Origin of the sequence: Plantactinospora sp. KLBMP9567, from assembly GCF_033446045.1 — a bacterium.
Taxonomy (GTDB): domain Bacteria; phylum Actinomycetota; class Actinomycetes; order Mycobacteriales; family Micromonosporaceae; genus Plantactinospora.
Genome location: NZ_JAWQRR010000022.1, coordinates 156326 through 175486 on the forward strand (window position 1 = coordinate 156326; position 19161 = coordinate 175486).

At 71.6% G+C, this 19161-nt stretch carries 15 protein-coding genes and 1 riboswitch; of the genes, 5 read left to right on the forward strand and 10 right to left on the reverse strand.

Features of this window, described 5'->3' with window-relative positions; genetic code table 11:
• Window positions 1-161 precede the first annotated feature (161 nt).
• Window positions 162-584, forward strand: coding sequence for a DUF6223 family protein (locus R6Y94_RS18390; RefSeq protein WP_318397097.1), 423 nt, complete (start codon window positions 162-164; stop codon window positions 582-584).
• A 139-nt stretch (window positions 585-723) separates the two neighbouring features.
• On the opposite strand, the gene R6Y94_RS18395 is transcribed toward R6Y94_RS18390, so the two are convergent.
• Both R6Y94_RS18395 and R6Y94_RS18400 read right to left on the reverse strand, forming a co-directional pair.
• A complete protein-coding gene (locus R6Y94_RS18395; protein WP_318397098.1) occupies window positions 724-1386 on the reverse strand; it encodes a response regulator transcription factor in 663 nt (220 codons plus the stop codon).
• A complete protein-coding gene (locus tag R6Y94_RS18400) occupies window positions 1383-2549 on the reverse strand; it encodes a sensor histidine kinase (RefSeq protein WP_318397099.1) in 1167 nt (388 codons plus the stop codon). Before R6Y94_RS18400 ends, R6Y94_RS18395 begins: the two co-directional genes overlap by 4 nt.
• Window positions 2550-2844: 295 nt before the next feature.
• Between R6Y94_RS18400 and R6Y94_RS18405 the strand changes: the two genes are divergently transcribed.
• Entirely contained in the window at window positions 2845-5532 is a 2688-nt protein-coding gene (locus R6Y94_RS18405) for an Hsp70 family protein (RefSeq protein WP_318397100.1), read from the forward strand.
• Here the strand turns inward: R6Y94_RS18405 and R6Y94_RS18410 are convergent.
• From R6Y94_RS18410 to R6Y94_RS18430, 5 genes are all read right to left on the reverse strand, one after another.
• Window positions 5529-6545 (reverse strand): tyrosine-type recombinase/integrase, encoded by a 1017-nt coding sequence (locus tag R6Y94_RS18410; protein ID WP_318397101.1) that lies wholly within the window; start codon window positions 6543-6545, stop codon window positions 5529-5531. The two genes, R6Y94_RS18405 and R6Y94_RS18410, sit on opposite strands and share 4 nt — an antisense overlap.
• A 782-nt stretch (window positions 6546-7327) precedes the next feature.
• Window positions 7328-9703, reverse strand: a complete 2376-nt coding sequence (locus R6Y94_RS18415; RefSeq protein WP_318397102.1) for an excinuclease ABC subunit UvrA — start codon at window positions 9701-9703, stop codon at window positions 7328-7330.
• Between the two features lie 241 nt (window positions 9704-9944).
• On the reverse strand, window positions 9945-10355 hold the full coding sequence (locus R6Y94_RS18420; RefSeq protein ID WP_318397103.1) for a VOC family protein: 411 nt from the start codon (window positions 10353-10355) through the stop codon (window positions 9945-9947).
• Window positions 10352-10810, reverse strand: coding sequence for a helix-turn-helix transcriptional regulator (locus R6Y94_RS18425; RefSeq protein WP_318397104.1), 459 nt, complete (start codon window positions 10808-10810; stop codon window positions 10352-10354). Before R6Y94_RS18425 ends, R6Y94_RS18420 begins: the two co-directional genes overlap by 4 nt.
• Window positions 10811-10912: 102 nt before the next feature.
• Window positions 10913-11641 (reverse strand): SDR family oxidoreductase, encoded by a 729-nt coding sequence (locus R6Y94_RS18430; RefSeq protein ID WP_318397105.1) that lies wholly within the window; start codon window positions 11639-11641, stop codon window positions 10913-10915.
• 256 nt (window positions 11642-11897) lie between these two features.
• On the opposite strand from R6Y94_RS18430, the gene R6Y94_RS18435 reads away from it, so the two are divergent.
• Both R6Y94_RS18435 and R6Y94_RS18440 read left to right on the forward strand, forming a co-directional pair.
• On the forward strand, window positions 11898-12629 hold the full coding sequence (locus tag R6Y94_RS18435) for a hypothetical protein (protein ID WP_318397106.1): 732 nt from the start codon (window positions 11898-11900) through the stop codon (window positions 12627-12629).
• A gap of 153 nt (window positions 12630-12782) precedes the next feature.
• A riboswitch (ZMP/ZTP riboswitch) is annotated at window positions 12783-12873 on the forward strand.
• A gap of 19 nt (window positions 12874-12892) precedes the next feature.
• Window positions 12893-14353: a glycine hydroxymethyltransferase gene (locus R6Y94_RS18440; protein WP_318397107.1), complete on the forward strand. Its 1461-nt coding sequence runs from the start codon at window positions 12893-12895 to the stop codon at window positions 14351-14353.
• A gap of 228 nt (window positions 14354-14581) precedes the next feature.
• Here the strand turns inward: R6Y94_RS18440 and R6Y94_RS18445 are convergent, their stop codons facing one another.
• From R6Y94_RS18445 to R6Y94_RS18455, 3 genes are all read right to left on the reverse strand, one after another.
• The gene (locus R6Y94_RS18445) at window positions 14582-15451 is read right to left on the reverse strand and encodes a siderophore-interacting protein (protein ID WP_318397108.1); all 870 of its coding nucleotides are present in this window, start codon (window positions 15449-15451) and stop codon (window positions 14582-14584) included.
• 171 nt (window positions 15452-15622) lie between these two features.
• Window positions 15623-16618, reverse strand: coding sequence for a cytochrome d ubiquinol oxidase subunit II (gene cydB, locus R6Y94_RS18450; RefSeq protein ID WP_318397109.1), 996 nt, complete (start codon window positions 16616-16618; stop codon window positions 15623-15625).
• Window positions 16619-16676: 58 nt separating this feature from the next.
• Complete coding sequence (locus R6Y94_RS18455) at window positions 16677-18134, reverse strand: cytochrome ubiquinol oxidase subunit I (RefSeq protein ID WP_318397110.1); 1458 nt, start codon at window positions 18132-18134, stop codon at window positions 16677-16679.
• A gap of 217 nt (window positions 18135-18351) precedes the next feature.
• Here R6Y94_RS18455 and R6Y94_RS18460 point away from each other — a divergent pair, with 217 nt between their 5' ends.
• Window positions 18352-19146 carry a lysophospholipid acyltransferase family protein gene (locus R6Y94_RS18460; protein ID WP_318397111.1) on the forward strand — a complete coding sequence of 265 codons (795 nt, stop codon included), beginning with the start codon at window positions 18352-18354 and terminating at the stop codon, window positions 19144-19146.
• Window positions 19147-19161 lie beyond the last annotated feature (15 nt).

The following is a 19161-nucleotide window of genomic DNA, read 5'->3' on the forward strand; positions in this document are numbered from 1 at the left end:
AGCACCCCGGACGCCGGTGCATACCGCCCCGGCGGCACGACCCCGGACGCACGTACGACCCGGGTGGTACGCCCACCGGCAACCCCGGCATGACGACCCGTGACCACGCCGGTACCTACGCTGCCGGCAGGTACCCGTCGTGCGAGGGAAGGAAATCCCCGATGTCCGTCCGTCACCTGCTTGCCACCGCCACAGCCGCCCTGCTCGGAGGGCTCTGGCTCGCCGCACCGGCGGCCGCGCACGTCGCCGGCCAGCCCGCCGCCGCCACCGTCTACACCATCAGCTCCGGCCGGATCGGTTCCATCGTGGCCGGACTGCTGGGGCTGGCCGGCGTCGTCGTCGGCGGACTCGCCCGGGCCCGCGCCGCCGGACGCATCGGCACCGGCTCCGGGCGCCGCGGGGCCATGGTCGCCCTGGCGCTCGGAATCGTCGGGGTGGTCATCGGCGGGGTGGTGGCGGCCACCTCCAACGGGAACATCGGCACCGGCAACGGGCTCGGCGGGGCCATCGTCGCCGTGGCGCTCGGACTGGTCAGCATGGCCCTCGGCGGGCTGGCGCTGACCCGCTCCCGCCGCACCGGCTGACTCCCGAGACCCACTGACCCGGCCGCCGTGCCGGGTCAGTGCCGTGCGCCGGCCCCATCCCAGCCACACGCGTCCCGGCGAGCAGAGCCCACTTGGCCGGTACAGGCCCGCTCGGCGGCGGCGTACCCCGAGGCTGCGGTCAGGAGCGGGCGAGCCAGCCGGGGATGCTCAGCCCGGACTCGTACGCGAGGATCACCAACTGGGCCCGGTCCCGGACCTGGGTCTTGGTCATGATCCGGCTGACGTGCGTCTTCGCGGTCGCCGGGCTCACCACCAGCCGCGCCGCGATCTCGTCATTGGACAGGCCGGCGGCGACCAGCACCATCACCTCCCGCTCCCGCTCGGTCAGCGCACGCAGCCGCGGCCCCGGATCCGGATGCCTGACCCGGGCGGCGAACTCGGAGATCAGCCGACGGGTGATCGACGGCGCGATCAGCGCGTCACCCCGGGCCACCACCCGCACCCCGTGGATCAGCTCCGCCGGCTCGGTGTCCTTCACCAGAAAACCGCTCGCACCGGCCCGCAACGCGCCATAGACGTAGTCGTCCAGATCGAACGTGGTCAGGATGATCACCCGGACATCGGAACTCCCGACGATCTCCCGGGTCGCCGCCAGCCCGTCCAACCCGGGCATCCGGATATCCATCAGGGCGACATCCGGCCGCAACTGCCGGGCGAGCCGCACCGCCCCAGCACCGTCGGCGGCCTCACCGACCACCTCGAAACCGTCCTCGCCGTCCAAGATGGACCGGAACCCGGCGCGTACCAGGGTCTGGTCGTCGGCGAGCAGCAACCGGATCATGCCGCAGCTCCCGGACCCGACCCCAGCCCGGGCGGGCCCGCCGGCACCGGACCGGGCCGCAACGGCAGCCGGGCGCACACCCGGAAGCCGCCGTCCGGCCCACGGCCGGCGGTCAGCGACCCGCCCAACGCCCGAGCCCGCTCACCCATGCCCAGAATCCCGTTACCGGGCACCCCCGGCCCACCGGTGCCGTCGTCCTCCACCTCCACCAGCACCCCGTCGCGGTCGGACCGCACCCGCACCACCGCAGCGGTCGCGCCCGCGTGCCGGGTCACGTTGGTGAGCGCCTCCTGCACGATCCGGTACGCCGCCAGATCGACCTCCGGCGGCAGCGGCCGGACCGCAGCCAGCTCGGTACGAACCGCCAACCCGGACCGCCCGGCCGTCAGCACCAGATCGCCGAGACGGTCCAGACCGGGCACGGACGGCGCCCCGCCCTCCTGCCGCAGAACCCCCAGCGTCGTACGCAACTCACCCAACATCTCCCTGCTCGTCTGCTTGATCGCAGCGAGCGCCTCGGTGGACCGCGCGGGATCCGGGCGGTGCAGCGCCGCACTGGCCTGCACGTTGATCAGCGACAGATGGTGGCCCAGCACGTCGTGCAACTCCCGGGCGATACGCAACCGCTCCTCGGTGGCCCGACGCCGAGCCTCCTCCTCCTTGCCCTGCTCGGCGGCGAGCACCCGGGCCCGCGCCTCCGCGACATAGGCCCGACGGTTACGAGTCACCCCGACGATGACCGCGACCAGCCAACCGGCGTGCAGCAACGTCGCCCCGTTACCACCGCCGGCCGACCGGTGGTAACTGTCCGCCACGGCGAAAGCAACCACCGAGGCGAGACCGAGCCCGATCGCAACCGCGAGATGCCCCTCGTCGACGACGGTGTAGAGCGCCACGACGAACACCAACATGATCGGACCGGGCCGCTGCAGCAACTCCCCGTACACACCGACCGCGAACAGCGCCACCACGGCCACCGGCACCGGATAGCGGCGGCGGACGTACAACGCACCGGAGGAGGCCAGCACCGCCAGCAGCGCCACCCAGTCGACGGCGGCGTCGACACCCGCCGACTGCACCGCCAGACCGACGACGCCGACCAGGGCGACCACCAGCGGCAGGGCCGCGCCCGCCGCCCGGCCGTGCCATCGCCACCTCGGCATGCGCCGAAGCCTAACCCTGCACGACAAGGCTCCAGAAGGCCCGCCCTCCCAACCCGGCCGCGTCGACGACGGTGACCGTGGTATCCGTCCTGCCGGCGACACCCACCCGCGCGCCCGGGGGCGGGTTCCGGCCGCCCGCCCCGACACCGTCGGCCCCGGACACACCGAACCGGCCGAACGCCTCCCACACCCCCGGACCGGCGACACCCCCGCCCCGCCAGCAGCACGGCGGGAAGTAGCATCCGCACGCGGCGCGCCCACCCCGCCGCACCCGCCGCACCCGGAGGTGACCTCGGTGGACCAGCCGGTCCGGCTCGCCATAGACCTCGGCACCACCCACACCGTCGCCGTGGTCCGCCGCGACCACCACCAACCGGCCCGGGCCCTCATCTTCGACGGCACCCCGCTACTCGCCTCCGCCGGCCACCTCACCCCCGACGGCACCGTACACACCGGACGCGACGCCGTCCGGCTCGGCGGCACCGACCCACAACGGTACGAACCACACCCGAAACGCCGGGTCGACGACGGCACCCTGCTGCTCGGCACCGACGAGGTACCCGTCGAACGACTCCTCACCGCCACCCTGCGCCGGGTCGCCGACGAAGCCCGTACGGCCGGAATCGACCCCACCGGCGCCACCGTCCTCACCTGTCCCGCCGACTGGGGCCAACCCCGCCGCACCCTGCTACGCACCGCCGCCGCCGACGCCGGCCTCGGCACCGTCCGACTCCTCGACGAACCCGTCGCCGCCGCCACCTACTGCGCCCAGATCCTCCACCAGCAGATCCCCGTCGGCGGCAGCATCGGCATCTTCGACTTCGGCGGCGGCACCCTCGACGTCGCCGTCGTCCGCCGCGACCCCACCGGCCTGCGCGTCCTCGCCACCGGCGGCCTCGACGACCTCGGCGGCCTCGACATCGACGACGCCCTCGTCGCCCACCTCGGCCAGCTCGTCGAACTCCGCGACCCCGAACAGTGGCGACGACTACGCCACCCCGAAACCCCCGCCGAACGCCGCGACCGGCAGGCATTCTGGGCCGAGGTCCGCGCCGCCAAGGAGATGCTCTCCCGCACCGCCAGCGCCCCCGTCCAGGTGCCCGGCCGCGACGACCCACTGCACCTCACCCGCGACGAACTCGACCGGATCGCCGGACCACTCGTCGCCCGCGCCGTCGACGAGACCCGCCGTACCCTCGACCGGGCCGGCATCGAGGCCCGACACCTCAACAGCCTGCTGCTCGTCGGCGGATCCAGCCGGCTGCCCCTGGTCGCCAGCCGCCTGCACGCCCGGCTCGGCATCGCCCCCACCGTCCCCGAACAACCCGAACTCCCCGTCGCGTACGGGGCCGTCCACCACACCGGACCCGAACCGCGACACCCGGCCACCCCACCCGGACACCCGACCAGCGGTCCACCCGGATATCCGACCAGCGGCGCCCCCGTCCCACCGCGCCCCGTTCCGTCACCCGTGCCGCCCGCGGGGCGACTCGCACAGCCACCCGCCCCGGCACCGCGACCGGCCACCCCCCGACCCGCGCCGCCGGCCAACCCGCGCCGCCGACGGATCCGCCGCCTCCTGGTCACCACCACCGCCTTCCTCGCCGTCGCCGGCTGCGTCAGCACCGTCGTCGTCGGCGGTGAATGGCTGAACAACCAGATCACCGGCCTCGGCATCCTCGGCCCCAGCTCCACACCCGCCGGAACCCTCGACCAGGTCAACGCACACGCCAGCACCCGCCGGGGCACGGCCGCCGTCACCGTACGCGGCACCGACGTGATCTCCGCCGTCGCCGGCAACCGCAGCACCGAAGTCGTGGCCCTGACAGCCTCCGCCGGCCCACCCCGGTGGACGACAACCCTGCCGATCGAACCCACCGACCTGCGACTCACCGCCGTCGAAGACCTGATCATCGTCGACGGCGAGGACTCCGTCACCAACGGTGGCGAGAACGTCCGCGCCGTACTCTCCGGCAAAGACGGCAAAGTGCTCTGGCAACGTGTCTGGCCCGACCGCATCGACGTCGCCTACTACGGCACCGACGCCGTCGTCGAAACCCTCGGCAGTTCCGACGACGTCGCGATCAGCCGCATCAACCTGCGTACCGGCCGGCAACTGTGGAGCAAGGCCGGTGAACCCGACCTGCTCACCTCCGGCGAACACCGGGCCGAACCGGTACGGCAGTGGACCACACCCGGCACACCCGCCCCGGGCGCCCTGCCCGCCGTCGCCGGCACCCTCAACGACGCACCCGGCGGCAGCAGCACCATCGTCGAACTCGACTCCGCCAACGACCGCGGCTACGTACTCGACGCCAAGACCGGAAAAGTCCGGGGGAGCGGCAAACTACCACTCGAAGCCGACCTCTGGACCGCCCACGACAACGCGGTCATCGGCAAGACCACCGGTGACGACCACGTCCTCGCCGCCTACGCCGTACCCACCCTCAGGTTCAAATGGAAGGTGCCGCTCGCCGCCGGCGACCGCGTCGAACGGATCAAACCCTGCGCGTCCAAGCTCGTCTGCGTCGCCATCACCAACAGCGTCGACCACCGGGTCATCGCCCTCGACACCGGCACCGGCAAACAGCGCTGGAGCGCCACCGTCGAGCACTCCGACGAGAACTGGTACGCCCACGGCGACATGCTGGTCACCGGACGCGGCACCTTCGATACGATCAGCGACCCCCGACTCGTCAACGGCACCAGCGGCGACGCACAGAAACCTGAACTCCCCGAGTCTGCCAGCCTCGAGGCCACCGCCGACGGCCGACTGCTGCTCAGCACCGTCGGCGGCTCACCACCGCGCTGGCACCTACAGGTCGAGGACACCACCGTCGGGCAGGGCACCAACCGGTTCGCCGTCGGCGAGAAGAGACCCGAACAGGTGGCGATTGACGACCACCTGGTCGGAGTCGTCACCGCCGACCGCCGGACCCTCGTCCTCAACGTCTCCGGCCTGCCCACCGCCGCACCCCGCTAAGCGGAACCGCCCACGCCCGACCACTCCGACAACAGCGTGCCCAGCGAACGGTTGGTCCGGTTCGACCGCACCGCCGCCCGCTCCTGCTCGGCGGTCACCTCGATGTAACTCTGACTCGTCGCCAGGCTCGCGTGCCCCAGCAGCCGCATGATCTCCGGGGCACTCGCCCCGTCCTCGGCCAACCGGGTCGCGAAGGTGTGCCGCAGCGCGTGCAGTCGCGCTCCCGGCGGCACCCGGTCGGCGATCCCCGCCCGCCGGTAGCAGGACTCCACCAGATACTGCAGGCCACCCCGGCGCAGCGGCGCACCCTGCCGGTCGACCAGCAGCGCCGAGTCCGGCCCGACCGTACGGGAGCCGAACCGGCGGCGTCGACTCTCCAGATAGTCCACGATCACCCGGTCGAGCTCCGGCTCCACCGGAATCAACCGGGACCGGCTGCCCTTGCCGTTCACCTCGACCCGGCGCTCACCGTCCCGGCCGACCAGCGAACCCGCCCGCAGCGCCAGCAACTCGGCCAGGCGTAGCCCCGCACAGAGCGCCAGGGCCAGTACCGCGAGGTCCCGCTCCGGCCACGGATCACGCTGCCGCTGGTCTGGCCGGACGACTCCGGCCAGCAACTGCTCCGGCGTACGCTCGCCGCGCAGCGGCTTCGGCGGGGCGGGAGGCACCCGAGGCTTGTCCACGGCGGGCATCGGATTGCCGGCCACCACCTGCTCGGCGACCAGGAAGTCGAAGAAGCCGTTCCAGGTCGACCAGGCCCGGTAGATCGAGGCGGCGGCCCGGGGAGCGGCGAACCGGGCGAAGGCCGCCCGCAGCGACCGCGCGGTCAGGGCACGGATCGGCAGGGCCGCCAGGGGGAGGGGAGTGGTGTGGTGGTCGGCGACCAGCCGGGCGATTGCCAGCAGGTCCCGGCGGTACGCCGCCAGCGTGTGCGGGGAGGGCTTGCGGGTGGCGCGGGAGGTCAGGAACTGCTCGACCAGGGGGAGTAGCAGAAAGTCCTCTTTGTCCTGCATAACGAATATTATGCATGATTTCTGACAATCCGGCCAGTCGGCGATCTTGGCAGACGCTGCTCCCGAGCCGCTCGAAGTCGGCGCACCGAACTGGGAGAGGGGACGAGGAGCGGCACGTTCGGCCCGGACATGTTCTGCTGCCGTCTTATGCCGGATCGAGACGTGGTCGCGGCTCTCGCCGTCGACGGAAGTACGTCGCCAGTCGCTCCAGCGCCTGGCCAGCCGCAGCCCAGCCAACCTCGCGTCAAGGCGAGTTCGGCTGGGCTGGGTTCGTGATCGGGTCGCGTACCAGGTAGCCAGCGGCGCCCGGCGCCCGCATGCCGGATTTCCAGGCTCCGCCACTCCCGGCGGAGGGGCCCGGAAACGATTAGTTGACATAATGTATCTTATCGACCTCGACCAGGGGCGGGAGAAGTGGGCCTTTGAACTCGTCCCTGGGCCCGCGCGCAGGCCTCTCAGCCAAACCGTTCGGCGTACGGCCGATTGGTCGCCTGGCCGTGCGCCGCCCCGGGCCACGTGGGTCCGGCTCGCCGGTCGAGCGCACGACCAGCGTCGAGCAGTCGACCACCAGCAGCGCCGGCCGCACCCAGCCGCAGGCGTCCCCGACCGTTGTCGCCGAGACGTCCGAGGTCCCTCCCCTGCGGATCGCGCCTCACGCGTCGACGGCCGGTGCGGAGTCTCCGGGCCGGCGTCGCCGTAGGCATCGACGCCGGCCCATTCCAGAGATTGCGCAGCTCCGGAGCTTGTCCCCGCTCCGCTCGCGGTGTCCGCAGGGGGTTCGGTCAGCGGCCGACGTAGGCCGCGAGGTGCTGTCCGGTGAGGGTGGAGCGGGCGGTGACGAGGTCGGCGGGTGTGCCCTCGAAGACGATCCGGCCGCCGTCGTGGCCGGCTCCGGGGCCGAGGTCGATGATCCAGTCGGCGTGTGCCATGACCGCCTGGTGGTGCTCCACGACGATGACCGACTTGCCGGAGTCGACGAGCCGGTCGAGCAGGCCGAGCAGTTGCTCGACGTCGGCGAGGTGGAGGCCGGCGGTCGGCTCGTCGAGGACGTAGACGCCGCCCTTCTCCGCCATGTGGGTGGCCAGCTTGAGCCGCTGCCGCTCGCCACCGGAGAGCGTGGTGAGCGGCTGGCCGAGGCTGAGGTAGCCGAGCCCGACGTCGGCGAGCCGGTGCAGGATGGCGTGCGCGGCCGGGGTACGCGCCTCGCCGGTGCCGAAGAACTCCTCGGCCTCGGTCACCGACATCGCGAGCACCTCGCTGATGTCGCGGCCGCCGAGGTGGTATTCGAGTACCGATGCCTCGAACCGCTTTCCTTCGCACTCCTCGCAGGTGGTGGCGACGCCGGCCATCATGGCCAGGTCGGTGTAGATGACGCCGGCGCCGTTGCAGTTGGGGCAGGCGCCTTCGGAGTTGGCGCTGAACAGCGCCGGCTTCACCCCGTTGGCCTTCGCGAACGCTTTGCGGATCGGGTCGAGCAGCCCGGTGTAGGTCGCCGGGTTGCTCCGTCGCGAACCGCGGATCGCCCCCTGGTCGATCGAGACCACGCCCGCGCCGGCCGGGATCGACCCGTGTACGAGGGTGCTCTTGCCGGAGCCGGCGACGCCGGTGACGACGACCAGCACTCCGAGCGGGATGTCGACGTCGATGTCGCGCAGGTTGTTGGCGGTGGCGCCGCGGATCGGAAGTTGGCCGGTGGGCTTCCGGACCGTCTCCTTGAGGGCGGCCCGGTCGTCGAGATGGCGGCCGGTGATGGTGCCGCTGGCCCGTAGTCCCTCGACGGTGCCCTCGAAGCAGACGGCGCCGCCCGCCGTTCCGGCGCCGGGGCCGAGGTCGACGACGTGGTCGGCGATGGCGATGGTCTCCGGCTTGTGTTCCACGACGAGTACGGTGTTGCCCTTGTCACGTAGCCGTAGCAGCAGGTTGTTCATCCGCTGGATGTCGTGCGGGTGCAGACCGATGGTGGGCTCGTCGAAGACGTAGGTGACGTCGGTGAGCGAGGAGCCGAGGTGGCGGATCATCTTGGTGCGCTGCGCCTCGCCGCCGGACAGGGTGCCGGACGGCCGGTCGAGCGAGAGGTAGCCGAGCCCGATCTCCACGAACGAGTCGAGGGTCTGCCGTAGCGAGGCGAGCAGCGGCGCCACCGACGGTTCGTCGAGGTCGCGGATCCACTGGGCCAGGTCGCTGATCTGCATCGCGCACGCCTCGGCGATGTTCACGCCCTTGATCCGGGACGACCGGGCGGCCTCGCTGAGCCGGGTGCCGCTGCATTCGGGGCAGGTGGTGAAGGTGACGGCGCGGTCCACGAACGCCCGGATGTGCGGTTGCATCCCCTCCCGGTCCTTGGAGAGGAAGGATTTCTGGATTTTGGGGATCAGCCCCTCGTAGGTGAGGTTGGCGCCTTCGACCTTCACCTTGGTCGGCTCCCGGTAGAGGAAGTCCTGCATTTCCCGCTTGGTGAACTCGCGGATTGGTTTGTGCGGGTCGAGGAAGCCTGACTCGGCGTAGGTGCGTACGGTCCACCAGCTGTCCGACTTCCAGCCGGGGATGGTGAAGGCGCCCTCGGCGATCGACTTGGAGTCGTCGTAGAGCTGGGTGAGGTCGATGTCGGAGACCCTGCCTCGGCCTTCGCAGCGGGGACACATGCCGCCGGTGCGGGTGTAGGTCTGTTTCGTGGTCTTGCCGGCGACCGTGATCGCACCGCTTGCACGGACGGAGGCGACGTTGAAGGAGAAGGCGCTGGGCGAGCCGATGTGCGGCTCCCCCAGCCGGCTGAAGAGGATTCGGAGCATGGCGTTGGCGTCGGTGGCGGTGCCGACGGTGGAGCGGGGGTCGGCGCCCATCCGTTCCTGGTCGACGATGATCGCGGTGGTCAGCCCGTCGAGTACGTCGACCTCGGGCCGGGCCAGTGTGGGCATGAAGCCCTGCACGAAGGCGCTGTACGTCTCGTTGATCATGCGCTGCGACTCTGCGGCGATGGTGCTGAACACCAGTGAGCTCTTGCCGGAGCCGGAGACGCCGGTGAAGACCGTCAGCCGGCGTTTCGGGATCTCGACGCTGACGTCCTTGAGGTTGTTCTCGCGGGCACCGTGCACGCGGATCAGGTCGTGGCTGTCGGCGATGTGTGGCGCGGGCGGTGGGGTGTCCGTGCTCGTGGCCATGCTTCCGTGTCTTCCCTTCGTGGGCGGGCCGCCTCGCGGTCTTCGGCGGCGTCGCCTGGCACCGTCTGACCGGTTTGGAGTCGTCTGTCTGGTTCTCTCTGATCCGTGGTCGCGACAACGTTACGTGGTCCGCCCCGGCCGGAGGCACCGCCGGGGCGCCGGCCCGGGGCTGGCCACCTGACCCGTGACCTGACCGGTGCTCAGGTGCGGGGCTGACCCGGCCGAGCGACGGCCGGCCGGGTCAGCGGAGCTGGTTGATCCGGATCAGGTTGCCGGCGGGGTCGCGGAAGGCGCAGTCACGGACCCCGTACGGCTGCTCGGTCGGCTCCTGGACGACGTCGGCACCGCTGGCCTGGAGTCTGTCGAAGACGCCGTCGAGGTCGTCGGTGGCGAGGGTGATGGCGGTGTAGGTGCCCTTGGCGATCATCTCGAGGACGGTGCGCCGCTCGTCGTCGGTGATGCCGGGGTCGGCGGCCGGCGGGTGCAGGACGATGGAGGTCTCGGGCTGTTTGACGGGGCCGACCGTGATCCAGCGCATCCCCTGGTATCCGACGTCGTTGCGGACCTCGAAGCCGAGGGTGTCGCGGTAGAAGGCCAGCGCGGCGTCCGGGTCGGTGTGCGGGAGGAAGGCCGCGTGAATGCTGATGTTCATGGCCAGCACGCTAGTTGCGGCTGCCCGGCCCGCGCTTCTCGATTCCTGATCGGTCTGGTCACCTGTTTCGCGATGCACGGTGGCATCTCCGCGGTCGCTTGAGCCGTCTGGGCCCGGTAGGTGCTCGGCGGTACACCGACCAGCTCGGTGAACCGGGTGCTGAAGGTGCCCAGCGACTGGCAGCCGACCGCGAAACAGACTTCGGTGACGGTGAGGTCGCCGCGACGCAGCAGTGCCATGGCGCGCTCGATGCGCCGGGTCATCAGATAGGCGTACGGCGACTCGCCGTAGGCGAGCCGGAACTGTCGGCTGAGGTGCCCGGCGGACATGTTCACGCCGCGGGCGAGCGCCTCGACGTCCAGCGGCTGCGCGTGCTCCCGGTCGATCCTGTCGCGGACCCGACGCAGCCGCACCAGGTCGCGGAGGTGCTGTGCCTCGGCGGGTGTGCTGCTCACCTGCGAAATCGTGCCATAAGCGGCCGACTTTGCCCAGCACGGCTGGCGCCCCACCAGGACGTCTTGCCGAGACGGCCCTCCCGGAGGGGGCGGGACGGGGAGCTACATGCCGCCGGCGACCCGGAGTACCGCGCCGGTGGTGTAGGAGGCGGCGTCGCCGAGCAGCCAGACGATCGCGGCGGCGACCTCGTCGGCGCGGCCGGCGCGGCCGAGCGGTACCCGGCCGGCAGCCTGCTGGGCCCGGTCGGGTACTCCGGAGATGGTGTGGATCTCGGTGTCGATGATGCCGGGTGAGACGGCGTTGACCCGGATGCCTCGCGGGGCGAGTTCCTTGGCGAGCCCGACGGTGAGGGTGTCGGTGGCGGCTTTGACGGCGGCGTAGTGCACGTATTCGCCGGGGCTGCCGAGGGTGGCCGCCGCCGAGGAGACGTTGACGATCGCCCCGCCGGTGCCGAACCGGCGGGCGGCCTGCTGGGCGCAGAGGACGTAGCCGATGAGGTTGACGTCGACGACGCGGCGCAGGTCGGTGACGGTCAGGTCCTGGAACGGGCCGATCGGGCTGGTCACTCCGGCGTTGTTGACCAGGCCGGTGGGTTCGCCGAGTTTCCCGGCCTCGTCGAAGAGTCGTAGCACCTGGTCGGGGTCGGTGGTGTCGGCGCGGACGGCCAGGCCCTGGCGTCCGGCGGCGGTGATGTCCCGGAGTACGGCGTCGGCGGCTTCGGTGTCGCGGCGGTAGCAGAAGACGACGTCGTGTCCGGCGGTGGCGAGTTGTCGTACGGTCGCGGCGCCGATGCCCCGGCTGCCGCCGGTCACCACCGTCAGCGGCGTCATGGGCCTCTCCCCTCGGTTGTCGCCGTTCCCGGCTGCCGGGTCGGGGCCGGGGGTGTGCCGGGGCGCGGGGGTGTGGTTGTCGCGGGTTGGCCGCGCGGGTCCGGTAGTCGGCGATCCTGCCAGGTGTGGGCGCGGCGGAGGTGGCCGGGACCGGGCGGCGGTTTTGTTGATCTCGGACCGGTGTGTCCGTCTCGACGTTGTCGGGCCGGCCTGGTAGTAAGTCATGAATCAAACAGGTGTACGGAAGAGGGATCCGATGGCTGCCGCGCGTACCGCCGAACAGGGGTTGTCCACCGAGGAGTTGCAGCAGATCAGGGACGCGTTGGCGGGTGGTCGCAAGCCGAAGGTGGTGTTCACCGAGGCGGCGGGGCAGATCGCCGGTCAGCTCGGTCAGGTGGTGGAGTTGACCGATCCGGAGGTGTCCGAGGAGTGGGTGGTGGTCCGGTTCGGCCGGGACGAGTTGCCCTTCTCCCCCACCGATCTGGCCGTTGCTCCGAAGGGCGCGACCCGACGGACAGCGGTGAAGCCGGAGCCGGAGCCCGAGCCGGCCACCGAACCAGAGTTCAAGATTGTCAGGGAGCCGGTCCCGGCACCCCGCAAGGAGGCGACAGTGACCGCAGTGGACACTCCCCCGGCCCGTCCGGCGGACGGCGAGGGCGAGGGTGAGGGTGAGGCGAAGCCGACCCGTCGGGCGACGAAGGCGGTGAAGCCGAAGGGTCCGGCGGGGTTGACGGTCACCCTGACGTACGCGGACGGCGAGTGGACGCTGGCGGCGACGCAGGGCACGAAGTCGCTGGCGAAGCCGTACGTGATCAAGCCGGCCGAGGCGTTGAAGATGGTGGCGCTGATCGATGTCCCCGGGGTGCACGAGGCGGTGGAGCAGATCATGGCGGTGGAGCGGCGGGAGGCCGAGCAGCAGGCGGAGAAGTTGCGGGCCGAGCTGGCGGAGATCGAGGCGCGGTTGGCGGAGCTGCGCGACGCGGGCTGAGCCGTCGCGTCGCGTCCACGCGTCCACCCTGGAGATCTGGGCGACGCGGAGCCCCGGCTGGTCGTGCTCGCGGCGCCGGCCGGGGCTGGCGGTCGGATCGGGTCGGCGGGTCGGCGTGGTTGGTCGATGCGGGCCGGGCGGGTTGGTACGCTCGACCCGGACCGTGACTGGCGTGCTGGGATGGGGTCAACCATCGGGAAGCGGTCCCGTCGAGTGACGTGTGCCGTGCGCCTGGGCCAATCTTCCCTGCCCAGGAGGTTTTCATGGCCAACCAGGTGTCCCCACTCGGCACGAGGTCCACGGAGTCTGTCGCGTTCGGCGCGGCGTTGGACGTGGTGCGTGCGGTCGAGCCCCGGATCGCCGACGCGATCGGAGCGGAGCTGGCCGACCAGCGCGAGTCGTTGAAGTTGATCGCCTCGGAGAACTACGCGTCCCCGGCGGTGCTGCTGGCGATGGGTAACTGGCTCAGCGACAAGTACGCGGAGGGCACGATCGGCCGCCGGTTCTACGCCGGCTGCCGCAACGTCGACACGGTGGAGTCGGTCGCGGCGGAGCATGCCCGGGAGTTGTTCGGGGCGGCGCACGCGTACGTGCAGCCGCATTCGGGGATCGACGCGAACCTGGTGGCGTTCTGGGCGGTGCTGGCCGACCGGGTGGAGTCGCCGGCGTTGCGGCGGGCCGGGGTCCGGCACGTGAACGAGCTGACCGACCAGGACTGGGCGGTGTTGCGGCGGGAGCTGGGTGACCAGCGGATGTTGGGCATGTCGTTGGACGCGGGTGGGCATCTGACGCACGGTTTCCGGCCGAACATCTCCGGCAAGATGTTCGACCAGCGTAGTTACGGCACAGATCCGGAGACCGGGCTGCTGGATTACGACGAGCTGCGCCGGGTCGCCCGGGAGTTCCGGCCGCTGATCCTGATGGCCGGCTATTCGGCGTACCCGCGGCGGGTGAACTTCCGGCTGATGCGGGAGATCGCCGACGAGGTCGGTGCGACGCTGCTGGTCGACATGGCGCACTTCGCCGGGCTGGTCGCCGGGAAGGTGTTCACCGGTGACTTCGATCCGGTCCCGTACGCGCATCTGGTGACCACGACGACGCACAAGTCGTTGCGGGGCCCGCGCGGCGGCATGGTGCTGTGCGGGCCGGAGCTGGCCGACCAGGTGGACCGGGGCTGCCCGATGGTGCTCGGCGGCCCGCTGCCGCATGTGATGGCCGGGAAGGCGGTCGCGTTGGCGGAGGCGCGGCGGCCGGAGTTCGCGGCCTACGCGGGCCGGGTGGTGGAGAACGCGGTGGCGCTGGCGGAGGGGTTGGTGCGGCGGGGGGCCAAGCTGGTGACCGGTGGTACGGACAATCATCTGCTGCTGGTGGACGTGTCGGGGTACGGGTTGACGGGGCGGCAGGCCGAGGCGGCGTTGTTGGATGCCGGCATCGTGACGAACCGGAATTCGGTGCCGCGTGATCCGTTCGGCGCCTGGTACACGTCGGGGGTGCGGCTCGGTACGCCGGCGTTGACCAGTCGGGGGCTGGGGGTGGCCGAGATGGACGAGGTCGCCGGGTTGCTGCACACCGTGTTGACGCAGACCCGGCCGGGGGTCGGGCCGGACGGTGCGCCGTCGAAGGCCCGGTACGTGTTGGATCGGGCGGTTGCCGAGCGGGTGGCGGGGCAGGCCGCGGAGCTGCTGGCAGGTTATCCGCTGTATCCGGTGGTCGATCTCGGCTGACGGTGGCCGGTCCGGGCCGAGCATGGTGGGTGGCGGGGTCGGAGCCGGGTCGAGTTCGGTGGTGGTGGCGGTAACCCTCGCGGCTTCCCGCGGCGTCTATGGAGGCGACGGGACCGGGAGGGTGGATGCGAGACTCGCGTGGCGCCGCCCGGACGGGTGCCGGTTCCGCCCAGCGGGTCGGGTCTGCCGGGCGGGCGCCGGGGTGGCTGCCGGCGCCCGCCGTGCGGGTCACCGGGTCCGGGTGGTGTCCTCGGCGTCGGCGCGGCGTTCGCGTGCCTCGGCGAGGTCCTCGTCGGTCGGGTCGTCGTCCTGGGTGAGGTTGCGCCGCCAGTAGCCGGTGAAGTCGATCGACTGTTTCGGTAGGCCACGGTCGTCGACGAGGTGTCGCCGCAGGGCGCGTACGGTGCCGGCCTCGCCGGCCAGCCAGGCGAAGACCGAGCCGGCCGGGAAGGTCGCGGCGCGTACGGCGTCGAGCAGGCGGCTGCCGTGTGCGGCCAGCGGGTCGCCGCGGTGCAGCCAGTGCAGGGTGAGGTCGGCCGGGGTGTCGAGGTGCTGCTCCTCGGCCCGGTCGGGGATCTCGACGAAGGCGTGCGCGCGGGTGCCGGCGGGGAGCGCCTCGACGATGGTGCCGATCGCCGGCAGCGCCGACTCGTCGCCGGCGAGCAGCATCCAGTCGGTGCTGCCGATCGGGACAGGCCGGGCGAAGACCGGTGATGGGCCGAACATGCCGAGGGTGTCGCCGGGGGTGGCGGATTCGGCCCATCGGGTGGCGGGCCCGGCGTGCTCGTGCAGGGTGAAGTCGATGTCGATCAGGTTGCCGTGCGGGTGGTGGGATCGGATGGTGTAGCTGCGGGTCCAGGGGCGAACGGGTGCGGGGATGTCGGCGAAGCCGGCGTACCAGCGCCAGAGGTCGGGGTCGGGGTCGGGTAGTCGGGGGCGGTGCTGGCCCGGTCTCGGGAAGTAGAGCTTCACCTGCTGGTCGGGGCCGTCGAGGTGCAGGTCGGCGAGGTCGTCGCCGGTGAAGGTGATCCGGGCCATTTTCGGGGTGATCCGGGTGACGTCGGCGACCCGGATGTACCGGATCGGGAGTTGTGCCATCGGGGGCCTCCGGAGTTGCGGAAGGTCGATGCCCTGTACGAGCCTTTCGCTTCAATTGTTTCATTGAAGTCCTCTTTGAGGCTTGGCGTGCGTGTGGGCGCGGGGTGTGCCGGTTGGCGGCCGTTCAAGTCTCAAATCGCCGGTACAACTCCGGATGGCGGGGCGGGATGGTCAGCGGGGGATGTTGGCGACCCCGATCCGCTTGCGGAAGACCCAGTAGGTCCAGCCCTGGTAGGCGACGACGACGGGGGCGAAGAGGGCGGCCACCCAGGTCATCACCTTCAGGGTGTAGGCGCTGGAGGCGGCGTTGTCGACGGTGAGGGTGCCGGCCGGGTCGGTGGTGGACGGCAGCACGGTCGGGAACAGCGCGGCGAACAGGGCGGCGACGGTCAGCCCGATCGCGGCGGCGGTGCCGACGAAGGCCCAGCCCTCCCGCCGTGCCCGGGTGGCGGCCAGCGCCCCGGCCAGGGCGAGCGCGGCGGCCACGGCGAGCCCGACAGCGGCCGGGGTGTGCCGGATGGTCAGGCCGACGGCCAGGAACACGGCCGTGACCGCGGCGGTGGCCGTGGCCGCCCGGGCGGCGAGCCGGCCGGCCCGGGCCCGGATCTCGCCGGTGGTCTTGAGCGCCAGGAAGACGGCGCCGTGCGTGACGAACAGCGCCGTCGTGGTCACCCCGCCGAGCAGCGCGTACGGGTTGAGCAGGTCGAGCAGTCCGCCGGTGTAGTCGTGCCGGGCGTCCAGCGGTACGCCGCGCAGCAGGTTGCCGAGGACGACTCCCCACAGCGCGGCGGGGATCAGCGAGCCGAGGAAGATGGCGAGATCCCAGCGGGCCTTCCAGGCTGCCTCCGGGCGCTTGTGCCGGTACTCGAAGGCGACGCCTCGGAAGATCAGGGCGAGCAGCACGAGCAGGAACGGCAGGTAGAAGCCGGAGAAGAGGCTGGCGTACCAGCCGGGGAAGGCGGCGAAGAGGCCACCGGCGGCGGTGATCAGCCAGACCTCGTTGCCGTCCCAGACCGGCCCGATGGTGTTGATCAGCACCCGGCGTTCCCGGTCGTCGCGGCCGAGCACGGGCAGCAGGATGCCGACGCCGAAGTCGAAGCCCTCCAGGATGAAGTAGCCGGTGAAGAGCACGGCGATGAGCAGGAACCAGAAGGTGGACAGGTCCATCGTGGACTCCGGTCGGGTCGGTCGTGGGCGGGCTGCGGGTGCGGCGGGCGGCGCCGGGTCAGTAGGCGAAGGCGAGGGGGCGGTTCTCGTCGTCGGTGTCGGGATCGGGTTCGGCGGGCGGTGCGGTGTCCGGCAGGCCGGCGCGGGCGTACCGGATCAGCAGCCGGACCTCGACGACGGCGAGGGTGGCGTAGACCAGGGTGAAGGCGGTGAACGAGGTGAGGACCTCGGCCAGCGAGACGCTGCGGGAGACGCCGTCGCGGGTGAGCATCTCGCCGAAGACGACCCACGGCTGCCGGCCCATCTCGGTGAAGATCCAGCCGAAGCAGTTCGCGGCAAGCGGCAGGACCGGCATGACCAGGCCGGCCCGGACCAGCCAGCGGGAGTTCGGGGTACGGCCGCGGCGCTGCGCCCAGAGCACCCAGGCGGCGATCGCGGCGGCGGCCAACCCGAAGCCGATCATGAATCGGAAGCTCCAGTAGGTGACCGGGATGACCGGGGTGTAGCTGCCGGGGCCGTACTGGGCGACGTACTGGGCCTGGAGGTCGTTGATTCCCCGGACCTGCCCGTTCGGGTCGCCGGTGCCGAGCACGGAGAGCAGGTACGGGATCTTGATGGCGAAGAGTTCCCGGCTGCCGTCCAGGCTGCCGACGGTGAGTACGGAGAACGAGGCGGGCGCCTCGGTGGTGTAGAGCGCCTCGGCGGCGGCCATCTTCATCGGCTGCACCTGCGTCATGATCTTGCCTTGCAGGTCGCCGGTGATCACGACGGCGACCGCGGCGGCGAGGGTGACCCAGGCGCCGAACCGGGCGGCGAACCGGAACGCGGCCCGGTCCTCCCCCGCCGCCGGGCTCTGCCGCTCGGCGGCCTGCTTGCCGGCCTTGCCGGTCGGGCGGCGCAGGTGCCAGAGGGCGATCGAGACCATCAGTGCCCCGGCGACCAGGAAGCAGCCGGCGAGGGTGTGCGGGAAGGTGACCAGGGTGACCTTGTTGGTGAGTACGGCGACGATGTCGGTGAGTTCGGCCCGGCCGGTGTCGGGGTTGATCCGGTAGCCGACCGGGTTCTGCATCCAGGAGTTCGCGGCCAGGATGAAGTACGCGCTCAGCGTCGAGCCGAGCGCGGCGGCCCAGATGGTGGCCAGGTGGATCCGTCGGGGCAGCCGGTCCCAGCCGAAGATCCACAGGCCGAGGAAGGTGGATTCGAGGAAGAACGCGAGCAGCGCCTCGATCGCCAGCGGGGCGCCGAAGACGTCGCCGACGAAGCGGGAGTAGTCGCTCCAGTTCATCCCGAACTGGAACTCCTGCACGATGCCGGTGACCACACCCATCGCGAAGTTGATCAGGAAGAGCTTGCCGTAGAACTTGGTCAACCGCAGGTAGCGCAGCTCCCCGGTGCGATGCCAGCGGGTCTGCAGGATCGCCACGAGCACCGACAGCCCGATGGTCAGCGGTACGAAGAGGAAGTGGTAGACGGTGGTGACACCGAACTGCCACCGGGCGACGTCGAGCGCGTCCACGGCAAACCCCCAGGTATTTACTACCGGACGTAGTAAATACTACCCGTCGTCGTAGACGGTGGCGCTGGGAGGTCGATCACGTCCGCCGGGCGCCTCCGACGCCACCGCCGGGTCGCCGGACTCGTGCAACCGGCGGCGGCACACCGCGTCCCGGCCGGCGCGACACCCCCGGCCCCGGGCCTCCCGGACGGCCGGCGCGTGCGACGATCGACCGCTGATGGAGACCACCACCGCCGCACCCTGGCGCGCCCCTCGCTTCTGGCTCTTCCTCCAGGTCCTCGCCCGGGGCGTGGTCGGGCTGCTCGCCCGGCTGCGGGTCACCGGCGACGTGCCCGACGACCTGCGGCATGGCCCGCTGATCCTGGCCGCCAACCACCTCAACCCGTTCGACCCGGTGGTGCTGACCGCCGCCTGCCGGGTACGCCGGATCGCGCCTCGGATCATGGCCACCGGCGGTGTCTTCCGGGCCCCGATCGTCGGCTCCGCGATGCGGGCCAGCGGACACATCCGGGTCGACCGGCGTACCCCGACCGTCGGACTCGCCCTGGAGCACGCGGCGTCGGCCGTCGCCCAGGGCTCGGTGGTGCTCGTCTATCCGGAGGGGCGGATGGGGCTCGACCCCGGCATGTGGCCCGAGCGGGGCAAGACCGGCACCGCTCGGCTCGCCTTCGCCAGTGGCGCCACGGTGGTGCCCGTCGCCCAGTGGGGCGCGCACGAGGTGCTGCCGTACGCCGCACCGGCCGGCATGCTCCGGGCGGTCGGCCGGGCGATGCTCCGCCGGCCGGTGATCCGGGTGCACTTCGGCCCGCCCGTCGACCTGACCGGGATCGACCCGACCAGCCCCGGCGCCGCCGCCCGGGCCACCGACGCGATCATCGAGGCGCTCACCGTCGCCCTGGCACCGCTGCGCCCAGACGAACCCGACCGGCCCCGGTACGTCGACCCGACCCGGCCCACCGAAGCCCGGCGCCAGCACCGCCGTCCCCGCCTCGACGACGCAGCCGGCGGCTGACCCGGGCACGGTGTT

Bases quoted from the DNA above. Each gene is read 5' to 3' on its own strand.
- cydB (WP_318397109.1), bottom strand. From the start codon at position 16,618: ATGGACCTGTCCACCTTCTGGTTCCTGCTCATCGCCGTGCTCTTCACC.
- R6Y94_RS18460 (WP_318397111.1), top strand. From the start codon at position 18,352: ATGGAGACCACCACCGCCGCACCCTGGCGCGCCCCTCGCTTCTGGCTC.
- R6Y94_RS18395 (WP_318397098.1), bottom strand. From the start codon at position 1,386: ATGATCCGGTTGCTGCTCGCCGACGACCAGACCCTGGTACGCGCCGGG.
- R6Y94_RS18400 (WP_318397099.1), bottom strand. From the start codon at position 2,549: ATGCCGAGGTGGCGATGGCACGGCCGGGCGGCGGGCGCGGCCCTGCCG.
- R6Y94_RS18430 (WP_318397105.1), bottom strand. From the start codon at position 11,641: ATGACGCCGCTGACGGTGGTGACCGGCGGCAGCCGGGGCATCGGCGCC.
- R6Y94_RS18415 (WP_318397102.1), bottom strand. From the start codon at position 9,703: ATGGCCACGAGCACGGACACCCCACCGCCCGCGCCACACATCGCCGAC.
- R6Y94_RS18390 (WP_318397097.1), top strand. From the start codon at position 162: ATGTCCGTCCGTCACCTGCTTGCCACCGCCACAGCCGCCCTGCTCGGA.
- R6Y94_RS18410 (WP_318397101.1), bottom strand. From the start codon at position 6,545: ATGCAGGACAAAGAGGACTTTCTGCTACTCCCCCTGGTCGAGCAGTTC.
- R6Y94_RS18435 (WP_318397106.1), top strand. From the start codon at position 11,898: ATGGCTGCCGCGCGTACCGCCGAACAGGGGTTGTCCACCGAGGAGTTG.
- R6Y94_RS18420 (WP_318397103.1), bottom strand. From the start codon at position 10,355: ATGAACATCAGCATTCACGCGGCCTTCCTCCCGCACACCGACCCGGAC.
- R6Y94_RS18440 (WP_318397107.1), top strand. From the start codon at position 12,893: ATGGCCAACCAGGTGTCCCCACTCGGCACGAGGTCCACGGAGTCTGTC.
- R6Y94_RS18445 (WP_318397108.1), bottom strand. From the start codon at position 15,451: ATGGCACAACTCCCGATCCGGTACATCCGGGTCGCCGACGTCACCCGG.